At 60.8% G+C, this 13,408-nt stretch carries 8 protein-coding genes and 1 pseudogene; 4 read left to right on the forward strand and 5 right to left on the reverse strand.

Annotated features, from left to right (window positions below):
* Positions 1-122: 122 nt before the first annotated feature.
* Positions 123-2,021, forward strand: a complete 1,899-nt coding sequence (locus ASE94_RS06395) for a TonB-dependent receptor (RefSeq protein WP_062629685.1) — start codon at positions 123-125, stop codon at positions 2,019-2,021.
* A 133-nt stretch (positions 2,022-2,154) separates the two neighbouring features.
* Positions 2,155-5,849: pseudogene (metH, locus tag ASE94_RS06405) on the forward strand (methionine synthase); the annotation flags it as partial.
* On the opposite strand, the gene ASE94_RS06410 reads toward metH, so the two are convergent.
* From ASE94_RS06410 to ASE94_RS06430, 5 genes are read right to left on the reverse strand one after another with little or no spacing between them, the layout of a single operon-like run.
* Positions 5,830-6,408, reverse strand: a complete 579-nt coding sequence (locus tag ASE94_RS06410; protein WP_244483988.1) for a cob(I)yrinic acid a,c-diamide adenosyltransferase — start codon at positions 6,406-6,408, stop codon at positions 5,830-5,832. The pseudogene metH and the gene ASE94_RS06410 overlap by 20 nt on opposite strands.
* A gap of 26 nt (positions 6,409-6,434) precedes the next feature.
* Positions 6,435-7,571: an iron-containing alcohol dehydrogenase gene (locus tag ASE94_RS06415; RefSeq protein ID WP_062629687.1), complete on the reverse strand. Its 1,137-nt coding sequence runs from the start codon at positions 7,569-7,571 to the stop codon at positions 6,435-6,437.
* A complete protein-coding gene (locus ASE94_RS06420; RefSeq protein WP_062629688.1) occupies positions 7,564-8,493 on the reverse strand; it encodes a dihydrodipicolinate synthase family protein in 930 nt (309 codons plus the stop codon). Before ASE94_RS06420 ends, ASE94_RS06415 begins: the two co-directional genes overlap by 8 nt.
* Positions 8,493-9,440, reverse strand: coding sequence for a 4-hydroxythreonine-4-phosphate dehydrogenase PdxA (pdxA, locus tag ASE94_RS06425; RefSeq protein WP_062629689.1), 948 nt, complete (start codon positions 9,438-9,440; stop codon positions 8,493-8,495). Before pdxA ends, ASE94_RS06420 begins: the two co-directional genes overlap by 1 nt.
* Positions 9,437-10,609: an exo-alpha-sialidase gene (locus tag ASE94_RS06430; RefSeq protein WP_062629993.1), complete on the reverse strand. Its 1,173-nt coding sequence runs from the start codon at positions 10,607-10,609 to the stop codon at positions 9,437-9,439. The genes pdxA and ASE94_RS06430 overlap by 4 nt, the downstream gene beginning before the upstream one ends.
* A 301-nt stretch (positions 10,610-10,910) precedes the next feature.
* Between ASE94_RS06430 and ASE94_RS06435 the strand changes: the two genes are divergently transcribed.
* Positions 10,911-12,413, forward strand: coding sequence for an ABC transporter substrate-binding protein (locus ASE94_RS06435; RefSeq protein WP_062629690.1), 1,503 nt, complete (start codon positions 10,911-10,913; stop codon positions 12,411-12,413).
* Positions 12,414-12,489: 76 nt separating this feature from the next.
* Entirely contained in the window at positions 12,490-13,404 is a 915-nt protein-coding gene (locus tag ASE94_RS06440) for an ABC transporter permease (RefSeq protein ID WP_061911941.1), read from the forward strand.
* The last annotated feature ends 4 nt before the right edge of the window (positions 13,405-13,408 follow it).

The following is a 13,408-nucleotide window of genomic DNA, read 5'->3' on the forward strand; positions in this document are numbered from 1 at the left end:
CGATGCCGTCGCGCCGCTAATCCGGCCGCACGCCCCACCTCGTTTTAATCTTTGTGCGCCGCCGCGCGGGAAGCATTGACGCTTCCGCCTGAGCCGTCGCGCCACCTCGAAAGCCACGCCCTATGCGCTTCAAGACGCTCACCTCGTCCATCGCCCTGCTGACTGCCACTTTGGCGATAGCCCTTCCCGTTGCAGCTCAGGAAACGATCCTCCCCAAACTCGTCATCAATGCCGGTGGACTGACGCCGTTTGAAGAAAATGAAATCGGCCGGTCTTATACCGTGATCGATGGTGATCAGATCGCATTGAGCGGCACGCCCTATATCGCGGACGTGCTGCGTCAGGTGCCGGGGTTTGCGGTGTCGCGCACGGGCTCATTCGGCAACAAGACGCAGATCCGTGTCCGTGGCGCCGAAGCCAATCATGTACTCGTGCTGATCGATGGCGTGCCGGTCAGCGAAAACTCGGACGGTGAATTCGACTTTGCGCGTTTGGCGATGACCAATGTCGAACGCATCGAAATTCTGCGCGGTCCGCAAAGCGCCTTCTGGGGCGCCAATGCCATGGCAGGCGTTATCAATATCGTGACCAAATCGGTATCCGAGGACGGTTTGCACGGCACTCTGGCGGGTGAAACGGGCACAGACGGCACGAAGATGACGAGCGGGGCGCTGGCCTATGGCCAGGAAAACTTCGACATTTCGGGTTCGCTGACTCTGCGGCACACCGACGGCTTCAATGTCTCCTCGTTTGGTACCGAGCTCGACGGAGCCAATCACATCGATGCCAATGGTCGATTTGCCGCCGATATCACGCCGCAGCTTACCCTTGATGGCAGCATCCGTTATGCGCGCATCGATGCGGACGCTGATGGCCAGGATTTTTCCGGGATCGTTCAGGACACCCCGGACACCGCCACCATCAAGGAGCTTTCGGGCGCTCTTGGTCTTGGCTGGGTGAGCGAAGATGGCCTTTGGTTTCAAAATGCCCGCGTGAGCGCCGGGACGATCGAGCGCGGCGCCAACGATCAGTTTGGTGCGTCGCTCAATACCAACGATCGCTACAAGGCGTCCTATCAAGTCGGCCGCAACTTCGACACGCCCGATTTCCTCGACAGCACGCATACCGTTACGCTCGGCTATGACATCGTCTACGAAACCTTCCAGCAACTCGTGCCGACCAAGCTCGATGTGCAGAAGCGCGTTACCAATTCGCTCGTCGGGGAATATCGCGGCACATATTTCGATCAGGTTTTCCTGACTGCAGCCCTGCGCCACGATTTCAACGAAGGCTTTGCCGACGTCACCACCTATAGCCTCAGCGGCGCATGGCAGGTTCCGGATACCGGAACGCGCCTCCACGCTTCGCTCGGGACCGGTTCGACCAATCCGACCTTCTACGAACAGTTCGGCTTCAATCCTGCCCTGTTCATTCCCAATCCCGGTCTGGTGGCGGAATCGAGCTTTGGCTGGGATGTTGGGATCGAACAGAGCCTGCTTGACGGCGTGGTCGTTCTCGATGCGACCTATTTCAGCCAGACGCTCGAAAACCAGATCCAGACGCAGGGTTTTGCACCCAGCACGGTCGTCAATCTGCTCGGCACCAGCACCCGCCAAGGCGTCGAGCTATCGGCGCGCGTCAATATCGTTGAGGGACTGACGGCTGGGGTGACCTACACCTATCTCGACGCTCGCCAGCCGAATGGTGCACGAGAGATCCGTCGTCCCGAGCATTCCGGCGCGATCGACATCGCCTATACGCTGCCGGAAATTCCGTTGACGCTGCATAGCGAGGCGGTTTTGAACGGGCCAAACCTCGATACCGACTTTTCGCAATTCCCAGCTGTCAACGTGACGCTTCCGGCCTACACCGTCGTCAATGCCGGCCTGAATTATAAGATCAGCGATCAGGTAGAGGTCTATGGCCGCGTGCAGAACCTCTTTGACACCAAGTACCAGGAGGTTCTGGGCTACAACACGCAGGGCCGGACTTTCTATGCAGGAGCCAAGGCGAGCTTCTAAGGCGACTGCGCCTTCACATCTGCCGGCATGAGCACCACATCTGGCTTGGCTTTCTTTTCCGAAAAACCCTCGGTAAAAGGCCAGGAAAGACGAGGTCATCATGCCGGCAAACCCATCCCCCAGCCGTAAGCTCCTGGAAAAATTGGCGCGTGAGCGCATCCTTGTTCTGGATGGCGCCATGGGCACGCAAATCCAGGGATTGGGGCTTTCCGAGGATGACTTCGTCGGCCACGGGTCTGGTCACGCATGCCGGCATCATTCCGATCATCCGCAGAAGGGCAATAACGACCTTCTGATCCTCACCCAGCCCGAAGCGATCGAAGAGATCCACTTCAAATACGCCATGGCTGGTGCCGATATCGTCGAGACCAATACTTTTTCGGCGACCACGATTGCCCAGGCCGATTACGGCATGGAATCGGCGGTGCATGATCTCAATGTCGAGGGTGCGCGTGTCGTGCGCCGCGCGCTTGATCGCGCGACCGCTATCGACGGCAAGCCGCGCTTTGTGGCCGGCGCCGTTGGACCAACCAACCGCACGGCATCAATCAGCCCCGATGTAAACAATCCCGGCTTTCGCGCGGTGACGTTCGAAGACCTGCGCAAGGCCTATTCGCAGCAGGTCAACGGCCTCATCGCGGGCGGCGCAGACGTCATCCTGATCGAAACGATCTTCGATACACTCAATGCCAAGGCGGCGATCTTTGCCTGCATGGAAGCTTTCGAAGCGACCGGCGTGGCGCTGCCGATGATGATCTCGGGTACGATTACCGATGCCTCGGGGCGGACGCTGACCGGGCAGACGCCGACTGCCTTCTGGCATTCGGTCAAACATTCGCGCCCCTTCACCATCGGGCTAAACTGTGCGCTAGGAGCCGAGGCAATGCGCCCGCACATGACCGAAATTTCGGGCGTCGCCGACACCTTTACCTGCGCCTACCCCAATGCCGGCCTGCCTAACGCCTTCGGCCAATATGATGAAGGCCCAGAGGACACCGCCAAACAGGTGGGCGAGTTCGCGCGCGAAGGCATTGTCAATGTGGTGGGCGGCTGCTGTGGTACGACGCCGGACCATATCCGCGCCATCGCTGATGCCGTTGCAGGCGTTGCGCCGAGGGTCGTCCATTGAGCCGCTATCTCCGCCTTTCCGGCCTCGAGCCTTTCGTCCTCACGCCCGATATTCCCTTCGTCAATATCGGCGAGCGGACCAATGTCACGGGCAGTGCGCGCTTTCGCAAGCTGATCACGGCGCGGGATTATACGGCGGCGCTCGCTGTGGCGCGCGATCAGGTCGAGAATGGCGCGCAGGTCATCGACATCAACATGGACGAGGGGCTGATCGACTCCAAGGCCGCCATGGTCGAGTTCCTCAACCTCATCGCTTCGGAGCCGGAAATCGCCCGCGTTCCGGTGATGATCGACTCTTCCAAATGGGAGGTGATCGAGGCGGGCCTCCAATGCGTGCAGGGCAAGCCGATCGTCAATTCCATCTCGCTCAAGGAAGGCGAAGAGCAGTTCCGGCACTATGCTGGTCTCTGCATGGCCTATGGTGCCGCCGTCGTCGTCATGGCCTTTGACGAACAGGGCCAAGCCGATACCTATCAGCGCAAGATCGACATTTGCGCGCGTGCCTATAAAATCCTAGTCGAAGAAATGGGCTTTCCGCCCGAAGACATCATCTTCGACCCCAATGTTTTCGCCGTTGCCACCGGCATCGAAGAGCACGACAATTACGGCGTCGACTTCATCGAGGCGACGGCCTGGATCCGCCAGAACCTGCCCTATGCCCATATTTCGGGCGGCGTTTCCAATCTCTCATTCAGCTTCCGCGGCAATGAGCCGGTGCGCGAAGCGATGCATGCCGTGTTCCTTTACCACGCCATCAAGGCGGGCATGGACATGGGCATCGTCAATGCCGGGCAGCTTGCCGTCTATGACCAGATCGACCCGGAACTGCGCGAAGCGTGCGAGGATGTCGTCCTCAACCGCAAGCCGAAAACCGGCGGTACGGCGACCGAGCGAATGCTTGAAATTGCCGATCGCTTCAAGGGCGGCGCGCGTGAAGAAAAGGTCCGTGACCTTGCCTGGCGCGAATGGCCTATCGACAAGCGGATCGAGCATGCGCTCGTCAATGGCATCACCGAATTCATTGAGGCCGATACCGAAGAAGCGCGCCAGAATGCCGAGCGCCCGCTGCATGTGATCGAAGGCCCGTTGATGGCCGGCATGAACGTCGTCGGCGACCTCTTTGGCGCGGGGAAAATGTTCCTGCCGCAGGTGGTGAAATCGGCCCGCGTGATGAAGCAGGCCGTGGCGGTGCTCCTCCCCTATATGGAAGAGGAAAAAGCCCTGACCGGCGGCGATCAGCGGCAATCGGCCGGCAAGATTCTGATGGCGACGGTCAAGGGCGACGTCCACGATATCGGCAAGAACATCGTCGGCGTCGTGCTCGCCTGCAACAATTACGAGATCGTCGACCTCGGCGTCATGGTGCCGCCGCAGAAGATTTTGGAAACGGCGCGGGCAGAGAAGGTCGATGTTATCGGTCTCTCGGGTCTTATCACGCCTTCGCTCGATGAAATGGTGCATCTTGCCTCGGAAATGGAGCGCGAGGGTTTTGATATTCCGCTGCTGATCGGCGGCGCCACGACGTCGCGCGTGCACACAGCTGTGAAAATCGCGCCACGCTATACGAAGGGCCAGGCCATTTATGTGACCGATGCCAGCCGCGCCGTGGGTGTGGTTGGCCAGTTGCTCTCTGAGACGATGAAGCCGGATTATGTCGCCGGCATTCGCGCCGAATATGTCGAGGTTGCTGAAAAGCACGAGCGCGCGGAATTGGCCAAGCAGCGCCTGCCGCTGACCTCGGCGCGCGCCAACCATTTCAAGATCGACTGGACCGACTACAAGGTCAACGCGCCTCAGTTTTTCGGCACGCGGGTCATCGAGGATTGGGATCTCGCCGAGATTGCGCGGTACATTGATTGGACGCCGTTCTTCCAGACCTGGGAACTGAAGGGCGTCTATCCGCGCATTCTCGATGATGAAAAGCAAGGCGAAGTGGCGCGTCAGCTGTTCGCCGATGCGCAGGATATGCTCAAGCGCATCATCGCCGAAAACTGGTTTAAGCCGCGGGCGGTTGTTGGCTTCTGGCCCGCCAATGCCGTCGGCGACGACATCAAACTTTTTGCCGACAAGGACCGCAATGCGGAACTCGCGACGCTCTATACGCTGCGACAGCAGACCTCGAAGCGCGGCGATAGCCCCAATGTGGCGCTGGCCGATTTCGTCGCACCGATCGGCACCCATGACTATCTCGGCGGTTTCGTCGTTACGGCGGGTCCCGAAGAAAACGAGATTGCCGAACGCTTCAAAAGAGCAAACGACGATTTCGGGTCGATCATGGTCAAGGCCCTGGCCGATCGTTATGCCGAAGCCATGGCCGAGATGTTGCACCAGCGCGTGCGCAAGGAATTCTGGGGCTATGCCGAAGACGAGACCTTTGCGCCCAATGAACTGGTCGGCGAGCCCTATCGCGGGATCCGCCCTGCCCCGGGTTATCCCGCCCAGCCGGACCATACCGAAAAGGTGACGCTGTTCCGCCTGCTCGATGCAGAAGCCAATACCGGCGTGCAACTGACCGAGAGCATGGCCATGTGGCCGGGTTCATCGGTGTCCGGCATTTATATCGGCCATCCCGATGCTTATTACTTCGGCGTCGCCAAGGTCGAGCGTGATCAAGTGCTTGATTATGCAAGCCGAAAGGGCATGGAAATCGCCGAAGTGGAACGCTGGCTGGCGCCCGTGCTCAACTACGTGCCGGCCTAGGTTTCCAATAGCGCTCATTGCCGCCCGACGCGACGCGGGCGGCGATGAACAACAGGTCTGAGAGGCGATTGAGATAGACCCGCCCTTGGGTTGTCCGCTCTTCGTCGAGCGATAGCAGGCGGCGTTCGGCACGTCGGCAGACCGTGCGCGCGACGTGCAGCGACGCGACGGCGGCAGAACCGCCGGGCAGGATGAATTCCTTAAGCGGCGGCAGATCGGCGTTCCAGTCCGCGACGATCTGATCCAACGCTTCGATATGGGCTTCGGTCAGCACCGGGTGACCGGGCATGGAGAGCGCACCACCGAGATCGAAGAGGTCGTGCTGGATGTCGATCAGCACCTCGATAATGGCGGCGTCGGTCTGCTGACTCTCGGCAAAGCCTATGGTGCTGTTGAGTTCATCGACCGTGCCCATAGCCTCGATCAGCGGCGCGTCCTTACGAAGGCGCGAGCCGTCAGTGAGGCCCGTTGTGCCATTGTCGCCGGTGCGGGTGACGATTTTCGACAGACGATTTCCCAAAACAACCTCCAGCACAGCGACCATGCCTGTGGTGAGCATGGGTCGCTGCGCTGTCAAGGACGTCGTTAGAACGCGCTTTGGTAGATCGCCAAGATATCGGCCTCGGCAAGGGGGCGCGGATTGTTGTCGATCAGCCGCTTGATGGCGAAGGCTTCTGCAGCCCAGAGCGGAAGGTCGGCTTCATCCGCGCCGTGGCTTTTGAGGCTCATATTGACGCCGAGGGCGCTGCAATAATCCTGCGCACCAGCGAGAACGATGCGCTCGTCGGCATGGGCGGGCAGGCCGAGGGCGGTCAGCACCGCGGCGGTCTTTTCCGGGCGTGCCGACGCGTTGAAGGCGAGGACGTGCGGGAAGATGATCGCATTGGCGAGGCCATGCGGCAGTTTGAGGCGCGTGCCTAGAGGGTAGGCCAGAGCGTGGCCGCCAGCGGTGTTGACGGGTCCGAGGCAGACGCCGCCGTAATACGAGGCGAGCATCATGCCGGCGCGGGCTTCGGTATCGGAGCAGTTGGCGACGGCGCGGGCGAGGTATTTTCCGACGAGTTCGATGCCCAAGGTGGCGTAGCCGTCGATCAGCGGGTGTGACTTGATATTGGTGAAGGCTTCGACGCAGTGCGCCAGCGCATCGATGCCGGTGGCGGCGGTGACGGCGGCGGGCACAGAATAGGTGAGTTCGGGATCAAGGACGGCGATATCGGCCAGCATGTGCCGGCTTTCGATCGCGAGTTTGGCGAGGGTTTCGGGATTGGTGACGAGCGAGCGGATGCCGGCTTCGGAGCCGGTGCCGGAAGTGGTGGGCACCTGGGCAAGGGCGGTGCGGCGGCCGAGGACCTTGTTTGGGCCAACGACATCGAGAATGGATTGCTCGCTGTCCCAAAGAACGGCGACGAGTTTTGCAACGTCCATGACCGAACCACCGCCGAGACCGATGACTAGATCGGGCTTGAAGGCGCGAGCAGCGGCGAGGACGGCTTCCACCGCCGGCAGATCGGGCTCGGGCGGAATGTCGGTGAAAGTTTCGACAGCACCCTTGAGGCCGATGCGATCGACAAAACCAACGGTTGGAGCCATGGCGACGACGAAGATGCGATTGTAGCTTTCGGCCCACTCGGCGAGGCGCGAAACGGCGCCAGCGCCGATTTCGAGGCGGGACGGCTGCACCAGCGTGATCTGGCGGGCCATGGAGAGGATGGCGTCAGACATTTTCCTGCGCCTCCAGCTCGGCCATCTTGGCCCAGACGGTGTCGAGCTCGGCCGGGGTCAGATCGACCAGCGGCGGGCGGACGCGGGTCCAGCCGGCGTGGTTACGACGCTTGGCCAGCATGGCCTTGATGGTGGGGAGTTGCACATAGGCGTTGGAAAGATCGCGCCAGGCATTGATGCGGGCCTGGGCGGCATCGACCTTATCGTTCTGCGCGGGATCGAACCAATTGTCGAAGACGACGCGCAGATGCTTGCCGATGAGATTGGAGCTGGAGGTGATGCACCCTGCCCCGCCCGAGCGCAGCAGCGGCAGCATGAAGGGGTCGGCGCCGGCAAGGACAGAAAAATTCTCGAATGCCCCAGCGAAGGCCTGCATGCTCTCGATTTTGCCTGAAGAATCCTTCACGCCGACGATGACGCCGGGAAAAGCTTCGCGGAGGCGCGCGGTGAGGTCGAGCGAGATGCCGATCTGGGCGATGGGCGGGATGTGGTAGAGGATGACGCGCAGGTCATTGCTGCCGACGCCTTCGATGAGTTCTGCATAAAAGCGGAAGAGGCCCTCGTCGCTGACGCCCTTATAGTAAAAGGGCGGAAGCACGACGCAGGCTTTTACGCCGGCTTCGACCGCGTGCTTTACAAGCGTAATGCTGTCGGGAACGTTGGTCTGCGAGGTGCCGGGGAGCAAGCGCTGCGGATCGAGGCCTGCGACGATGACCTGTTCGAGCAAGTCCTGACGCTGGGCGATGCTGAACGAGTTTGCTTCGCCGGTGGTGCCGAGGAGAGCGACGCCATCGCAACCCTCTTCGATGAGGGCCTTACAATGGGCGGCGAAGGCGGCGTGATCGGGTGCGCCGTTCTCAAGGACGGGCGTTGCGGAGGCGCAGAAGACGCCGGAGACGGGGAGATTTTTAGCCGGATTCATCACTTCTTCCCCGAAACGAGTCGCCGCGCATAGGCGATGGCGGACTGCATATTGGTGTGGTTGGCCTTGCCGGTGCCGGCAATGTCGAAGGCGGTGCCGTGATCGACCGAGGTACGGTCGATGGGCAGGCCAAGCGAGACGTTGACGGCGGTATCGAAGGCGACGAGCTTGATCGGGATGTGGCCCTGATCGTGATATTGCGCGACGACGAGATCGAAGGCGCCGGTATAGGCACGGTGATAAACCGTGTCGGCCGAGATGGGGCCGACGACATTGATGCCTTCGGCCTTGGCCATGGCGACGGCGGGGACGACCTGTAAATCGTCTTCATTGCCGAAGAGGCCGCTTTCGCCGCAGTGCGGATTGATGCCGGCGACGGCGATGCGCGGGTTTTCGTAGCCGATGCGCTTGAGGTGTTCGTTGCCGGTGCGAATGGTCGCGAGGATGCGCTCGGGCGTGGCGCGATCGATGGCGGTCTTCAGGGACACGTGGGTCGAGACGTGAATGACCTTGAGCCGTTCGGAGCCGAGCAGCATCCAGGCCGTTTTCTGGCCAGTGAGGTGCGCCAGCATGCCGGTGTGGCCGTCGTAGTGATGACCGGCGAGGTTCAGCGCTTCCTTGTTGATCGGAGCGGTGACGATGCAGCCGATATTGCCGGCTTCGGAATCGCGAACGGCTTTTTCGATGAAGCGGAAGGCGGCGTCGCCACCGCGTGGATCGAGCTTGCCCCAGGGTAGCGGCCCGCCTTCGATAGGGAGGTCAACAACCACGCCATCGAGGTCGACATCAACGCCAAGGGCCGTGCGTGCTTTATCGAGGGTTTCGCGATTGCCATAGATGCGGGTGCGGGCGCGTTCGTCGGCTGACATCTCCGCCACGGCTTTCACCGAAATTTCGGGGCCGACGCCAGCCGGGTCGCCCATGGTAATGCCGATGATGTCGCTCACGAGTGTTCTCCGTCGATCCATCCCACGGGGAGACGGACATATTTGATGGCACGCCGGAAATAGGTGTAGGCGACGTGCAATGCGCCGTCCTCGCCTTCCAGCAGATAGGGGTAGGACAATTCCTTGTTCCGTCCATCGACGGAATTATTGGACAGGCAGGTGCCGGGGCTGTCGTCGACAATGCGGCGCAGCGGCCAGGTTTTGCCGCCATCGCTCGAGACGCAAAGCGCCATCGGCGCGCGGGGCACGCCCCAGATCGGGGCGCAGCCGCCGGAGGCGTCGGGACGATCGTCGCCCTCTTCGATCTCGTCATAGAGCGAGACGCGGCGATCGGACGAAGTGGCGGCCGAGGTCGGATTGCACAGCATCGCCAAGCGCCCATCGGCAAGGCGGATGACGTTAATCGAGGAATTGTTGTTCGGCACGTCGGTCGGCGCGGGCGCAGACCAGGTCTTGCCTCCATCAAGGCTTTCCGAGCGATGGACGAAGTCCGACTGACGGCGGCGATACAAGGCAACCATGTGATCGCCATCGAGCGGCACGATGGTCATGTGGACCGAGCCGATCGAACCAGGCACTTCGGACATGGTCCAGGTCTGGCCCTCGTCGGTGCTGACGGCAACGGCGGCGGTATCGTGGCTGCCATTCCAGCGTTGGCCGGGACGGGAGATACAGCGGAAGATCGGCATCATCCAAGCGCCGTCATTGCGACGGACAAAACGGCCGCGAATGAAGCTGCCGAGCGGCAGGTCGATGGTGCGCGGCTCTTCGCCGGTCAGCGTGCCACCCGAGACGGAAATAGTATGGGCGCGCAGCAAGCACTCGTCCTGATTGCCCGAGGGCTGGGCGGTGTGAAAAAGCTGCCACTGGCCGGCGCCATTGCGCCAGAGCACCGGGTTTTGCTCGGAGCGATCGGGATCGTGGCTGAGCCGCACCGATGGCGTCCAGCTTTCGGCGCCGCCGCTGAGCGTCGTGCCATAGATGGAAATATCGGACTTGCCTTCGAGCGTGCCGCCGAACCAGAGGCAGGCAAGCGTGCCATCGTCCAGGCGCTCGATGAAGGCGGCGTGATTTTGCACCATGGGCGAAGGCAAAAATGCCTCAAGCCGTCCATCGGCACCAGAAACCAGACGACCATCCATACGGGCCGCAATTTCCTCCGGCGACATAGCTCTCCCCTTCACTTTGGTTGGGTCAAATTTCACATTCGCAGACATGTTGTCAATCTTGAGTTTCTTAAAATTTGCAATCATTGCCAGAGCCGTATCTCTTTTTATTATGCATTTTCAATGTCTTAAAGACGCACAAAGTATGAAGTTGTAATGTCGATAATTTTTGGTTTGACAACATAGGTCCGAATGGAATTAGCTCAACCACAAGGAAGGACCTCGTCCGTCCTCGGAGGAATATGCATGAGCGCCCCGCAGCGACGCTCATGGCACCGTCAAGCTGCGATGGGAGGTTACCTTGTTGCTAAAGCCGATTCTGGTCGGCGCCCTTTTGGCGTCCACGACCATTGCCCCTGCCCTGGCGCAGGCCAATACCGATATCACCGTTGTGCTGAGCGAAGAGCTTGATCTGGTCGAGCCCTGCATGGCGACCCGCTCCAATATCGGCCGCGTTATTCTGCAGAATATCAGCGAAACGCTGACCGAACTCGACGTGCGTGGCGACAAGGGTCTCACCTCGCGCCTGGCTGAAAGCTGGGAAGACCAGGGCGACGGCGTGTGGCAGTTCAAGCTGCGCCCGGACGTAAAGTTCTCGGACGGTTCGGCTTTTGATGCTGCCGACGTCAAGCATTCCTTTGACCGCGTTTTCTCCGACCAGATCACCTGCGAGAGCAAGCGCTACTTCGCTGACACCGCGCTGACCTTCGATGTGGTCGACGACCTGACCATCAACATCAAGGCCGAGCCCGCCCAGCCGGTGTTGCCGCTGCTGATGAGCCTTGTCACCATCGTTCCGTCGGAAACCCCGATGGAATTCGTCCGCGACCCCATCGGCACCGGCCCCTACAAGCTGACCGAATGGACCGCCGGCCAGCAGATCGTGCTCGAGCGTCGCGATGACTATTGGGGTGAAGCCCCGGCCGTAACCAAGGCGACCTATGTGTTCCGCTCGGAGCCAGCCGTTCGCGCTGCCATGGTCGAAGCCGGTGAAGCCGATATCGCGCCGCAGATCACCGCCGAAGTTGCCAACAACCCGGCGACCGACTTCAGCTACCTCAATTCGGAAACCGTCTATCTCCGCGTCGACAACCAGGATGCGCCAACCAGCGACATCCGCGTTCGCAAGGCGCTGAATGCAGCAATCGACCGCGAAGCCTTTATCGGCACCGTTCTGCCTGAAGGCACTGAACTCGCCGTCGCCATGGTCCCGCCGACGACGCTCGGTTGGAACCCGGACGTCAAGGTCCCGGCCTATGATCCCGAACAGGCCAAGAAGTGGCTGGAAGAAGCCAAGGCCGACGGCGTAGATACGAGCCTTCCCATCGAGATCATTGCCCGTACCGAAAACTTCCCCAACGTGACGGAAGTGGCCGAAGCCCTGACCGACATGCTCAAGGACGTCGGTTTCAACGCCACCGTGCGCATGGTCGAAGTGGCCGAGCACGAGCAGTTCTACTCCAAGCCCTACCCCGAAAGCGAAGGCACCCGTCTGGTTCTTGCCCAGCACGACAATAGCCGCGGCGACCCGGTCTTCTCGATGTTCTTCAAGTATGACAGCGAAGGTACCCAGTCCGGCGTCAACGATCCCAAGGTCGACGACCTGATCGCCCGCGCCTCGGCTGCAACCGGCGACGAACGTGCTGGTCTCTGGTCCGAGCTCTTCGCTTACCTCCACGACGAAGTCGTTGCCGACGTCCTGCTGTTCCACATGGTTGGCCTCAGCCGCGTCAGCGAACGCCTCGACTTCACGCCGACCATCGCGACAAACCAGCAGCTGCAGCTGAGCGAAATCGGCTTCAAGTAAGACCTGTCCCAGGGTCTGATTGCGAGGTGCCGGGACTTTCCCGGCACCTCAAATTTTCAAAATACGGGTGACCGGCATGACCAAAATGATCGGACAGCGAGCGATCGCCAGCCTTCTCTCCCTTCTGGGGTTGATGATCTTGGTGTTCTTCCTTTCGCGCTTGACCGGCGACCCGGCAGTTCTCTTTCTGCCCATCGACGCGACCGAAGAGATGAAGCAGCAGTTCCGCGCGCTCCACGGGCTTGATCTGCCACTCATCGAGCAGTTTGGCCGCTATGTGCTCGATCTGCTGCAGCTCGATTTCGGCGAGAGCCTGCGCAAGGCGCGGCCGGCCATCGATGTTGTGCTCGAGGCCTATGCCTGGACGCTGCCGCTGGCGCTGATCACCATGGGCCTTGTCGTCACTTCGGCGATTATCCTCGGCTCGCTGGCCGCCTTTAATGTCGGCGGGTTCTTTGATCGGCTGGTGTCGATCGTCTCGCTAATCGGCGCTTCGGCCCCCGATTTCTGGATCGCCATCGTCGCGATCGTTGTCTTCTCCATTGGCCTCGGCTGGGTGCCCACCTCCGGTGTCGGTACACCGATGCACTGGGTGCTGCCGATCGCCGTACTGTTCATCCGGCCCTTTGGGCTCGTGGTGCAGGTGGTGCGCGGCTCGATGATCTCGGCCCTCGGCGCGCCCTATGTGAAGACCGCCCGCGCCAAGGGCGTCAAAAACCTGCCGCTGATTTTCGTCCATACGCTGCGCAATGGCATGCTGCCGGTGATTACCGTCATCGGCGACCAGGCTGCGGCCTTGCTCAACGGCGCCGTCATCGTCGAGACCATTTTTGGCTTCCCCGGAGTCGGCAAGCTGATGATCGACTCCATCCTGCAGCGCGATTTCAACGTGGTGCTGGCGGCCATCATGGTCACCGCCGTGGCCATTTTCATCATGAACATCCTGATCGATCTCGCCTATGGCCTGCTCGATCCGCGAATTCGTAACTAGGAGG

The sequence above is a fragment of the Devosia sp. Leaf64 genome (assembly GCF_001421945.1).
GTDB lineage: Bacteria > Pseudomonadota > Alphaproteobacteria > Rhizobiales > Devosiaceae > Devosia.

Coding starts and splice junctions, on each gene's coding strand:
- ASE94_RS06395 (WP_062629685.1), top strand. CDS start 123: ATGCGCTTCAAGACGCTCACCTCGTCCATCGCCCTGCTGACTGCCACT.
- ASE94_RS06410 (WP_244483988.1), bottom strand. CDS start 6,408: ATGCTCACCACAGGCATGGTCGCTGTGCTGGAGGTTGTTTTGGGAAAT.
- ASE94_RS06415 (WP_062629687.1), bottom strand. CDS start 7,571: ATGTCTGACGCCATCCTCTCCATGGCCCGCCAGATCACGCTGGTGCAG.
- ASE94_RS06420 (WP_062629688.1), bottom strand. CDS start 8,493: ATGAATCCGGCTAAAAATCTCCCCGTCTCCGGCGTCTTCTGCGCCTCC.
- ASE94_RS06430 (WP_062629993.1), bottom strand. CDS start 10,609: ATGTCGCCGGAGGAAATTGCGGCCCGTATGGATGGTCGTCTGGTTTCT.
- ASE94_RS06440 (WP_061911941.1), top strand. CDS start 12,490: ATGACCAAAATGATCGGACAGCGAGCGATCGCCAGCCTTCTCTCCCTT.